The sequence below is a fragment of the Kiritimatiellia bacterium genome (assembly GCA_028715905.1).
GTDB lineage: Bacteria > Verrucomicrobiota > Kiritimatiellia > JAAZAB01 > JAAZAB01 > JAQUQV01.
On sequence record JAQUQV010000141.1, the window covers coordinates 1 to 2,510 of the forward strand.

Sequence of the window (2,510 nt, forward strand, 5' to 3'; positions counted from 1 at the left end):
AGGGTATTTTGCGCAAGGACTGCGACGCTGCCGATGTGCTGAAGGCCGCTTTCCCGGCCGGCACTCTTTCCGGCGCGCCCAAAATCCGCGCGATGGAAATAATCAACGAGCTTGAGCCGGGCCCGCGCGGCGTCTACGGCGGCGCGGTCGGTTACGTCGGCTACGACGGCGGCATGGACCTGGCCATAACCATAAGGACGATTGAAGTCCTGAACGGCACGGCTTTCATCCAGGCGGGCGCGGGGCTCGTTTATAATTCAGAGCCGCGGCGCGAATACGAGGAGACGTGCCGCAAGGCGCAGGCGATGAAGGAGGCCGTCATCCTCGCGGCCGGCGGTTTGAGGCTGGAGGCATCCGCGTGAAAGACGCGCACCCGGGCCGGGCAAAACGCCTCCTTGCGGGGGAAACATAAGATGATAGTGATGATTGATAATTACGATTCTTTCACCTACAACCTCGTGCATGCCTTCGGTTCGCTCGGGGTTGAAATAAAGGTGTTTCGCAACGATGTCATTTCCGCGGAGGACGTCATCGGCCTGGCGCCCGCGGCAATCGTTATTTCGCCCGGCCCCTGCACGCCGAAGGAAGCGGGTATTTCGGTTGAGCTCATCCGCCGGGCGTCCGGACGGATACCGCTTTTGGGCGTGTGTCTCGGGCACCAGGCCATCGGCGAGGCGTTCGGCGCGAAAATAACCGGGGCAAAGGCCATTATGCACGGGAAAACGTCCATGATCAGCCATAACGGCAAGGGGCTTTACGCAAACCTGAAAAATCCTTTCACGGCCGGCCGCTATCACTCGCTGGCCATCGCCCGCGAAAGCCTGCCGCCGGAACTGCTTGTTGAGGCGGAGAGCGAAGACGGCGAAATCATGGGGGTCAGGCACCGGGATCATTGCGTTTACGGCATTCAATTCCATCCCGAGTCGGTCCTCACGCCTTCCGGAAAACGGCTTTTGAAGAACTTTCTTGAAGTGAAGGACAAGACAAGGGGGGGGAAGCCATGACCGGAAAAATGAGAGACGCAGGAAAATCCGCAACCGCCATTGCCGCCGCCGCAGTCATGCTGGCCGTTTTCGGCGGCCGGCCGGCCGCCGGAAACGACGAAGTCGGCGTCCTGAAACAGACCTCCAGGGCTTTTTCCGCCATAGCGCAGAAAGCCATTCCGGCCGTTGTTTTCATCAAGGTTGAAAAAACAATTCCGGGCGCTTTTTCTCCGGGCCAGAGCGGGATGCGCGCCTATCCTTTTGACGGCCGGGATGTTCCCGATGACGATCTTTTTGAGTTTTTTTTCCGGGGACGCGGCCGCCCGCACAGGGAAAACAGGCAATTCCGCGTCCTGGGGCAGGGGACTGGCTTTATCATCAGCAAGGACGGCTACATCCTGACCAACAATCATATTGTCGGCGATGCGGATAAAATCATGGTCAAACTGCATGACGGCCGCGAATTCCAGGCCGAAAACATCGGCAGCGACCCGCAGTCGGAAGTGGCGGTGATCAAGATAAAGGGCGATGGTTTTCCCTGTCTTGCCCCCGGCGATTCCGACGCCATTGAGATCGGCGAATGGGCCATCGCCATCGGCAATCCTTTCGGCTTGTCGGAGACCCTGACGGTGGGCGTCATCAGCGCCAAGGGGCGCAGCAATCTCGGGCTGGTTGATTACGAGGATTTCATTCAGACGGATGCCGCCATTAATCCCGGAAATTCCGGCGGCCCCCTGCTTAACATTGACGGACAGGTTATCGGCATCAGCACGGCCATTTTCAGCCAGACGGGCGGATCGCTGGGCATCGGATTTGCCATCCCGATCAACATGGCGATTGCCATCAAGGAACAACTGGTCGCAAAGGGAAAAGTTACGCGGGGATACCTCGGCATTGCCATGCAGGATATCACTTCCGACCTCGCGGCTTCTTTCGGCTTAAGCCGCGGCGCCCCGGGGGTGTTGGTGGCGGATGTGGTCCGGGGGTCCGTTGCCGAGCAGGCGGGTCTCAAGCCCGGGGATGTTATCATTGAATTTGCCGGGCGGCCGGTTCAAAACGCCAATTTTCTGCGCAATCAGGTCGCCATGACCGCGCCGGGCGCCGCCGCCGAGATCAAGATTATCCGGAACAACAAGGAAATGTTATTGCCGATCACGGTGGGTTCGCAAACCCCCAATCCCGCCGGCGCGCGGGCCGGGGGAATTGCCTCCGAAAAGCTTGGGCTGACTGTGGAAAATATTACGGAAGAATTCAGCGGGCGGGCCGGTTTTGAGCCAGGTTCCGGCGTGATTGTCAGTTCCGTGCGGCCGGACAGTCCGGCGCATCGCATGGGCATTGCGCCGGGCGACGTGATTTGCGGCGTGAACCGCGAGCCGGTCGTTTCCGCGGATGATTTCAATGCCGCCCTGGAAAAATCAGCCGAAAGCGGCCTTGTGTTGCTCCTGGTAAAAGACCGGGAAGAATCGCGTTTCATAGCCGTTCGGCTGGAATGACGCCCCGCATCCCATCGTCCGCGCAGGGCCCGCG

3 protein-coding genes are annotated in these 2,510 nt (G+C 59.7%); all 3 read left to right on the plus strand.

The genetic code is table 11. The features are described from left to right. Positions 1-362: chorismate-binding protein (locus PHP98_12270; protein ID MDD5484404.1), on the plus strand; the 362-nt coding region annotated here is incomplete at its 5' end. A 51-nt stretch (positions 363-413) separates the two neighbouring features. Continuing rightward, the gene (locus PHP98_12275; protein ID MDD5484405.1) at positions 414-1,004 is read left to right on the plus strand and encodes an aminodeoxychorismate/anthranilate synthase component II; all 591 of its coding nucleotides are present in this window, start codon (positions 414-416) and stop codon (positions 1,002-1,004) included. Continuing rightward, positions 1,001-2,476 carry a DegQ family serine endoprotease gene (locus PHP98_12280; GenBank protein ID MDD5484406.1) on the plus strand — a complete coding sequence of 492 codons (1,476 nt, stop codon included), beginning with the start codon at positions 1,001-1,003 and terminating at the stop codon, positions 2,474-2,476. Before PHP98_12275 ends, PHP98_12280 begins: the two co-directional genes overlap by 4 nt. The last annotated feature ends 34 nt before the right edge of the window (positions 2,477-2,510 follow it).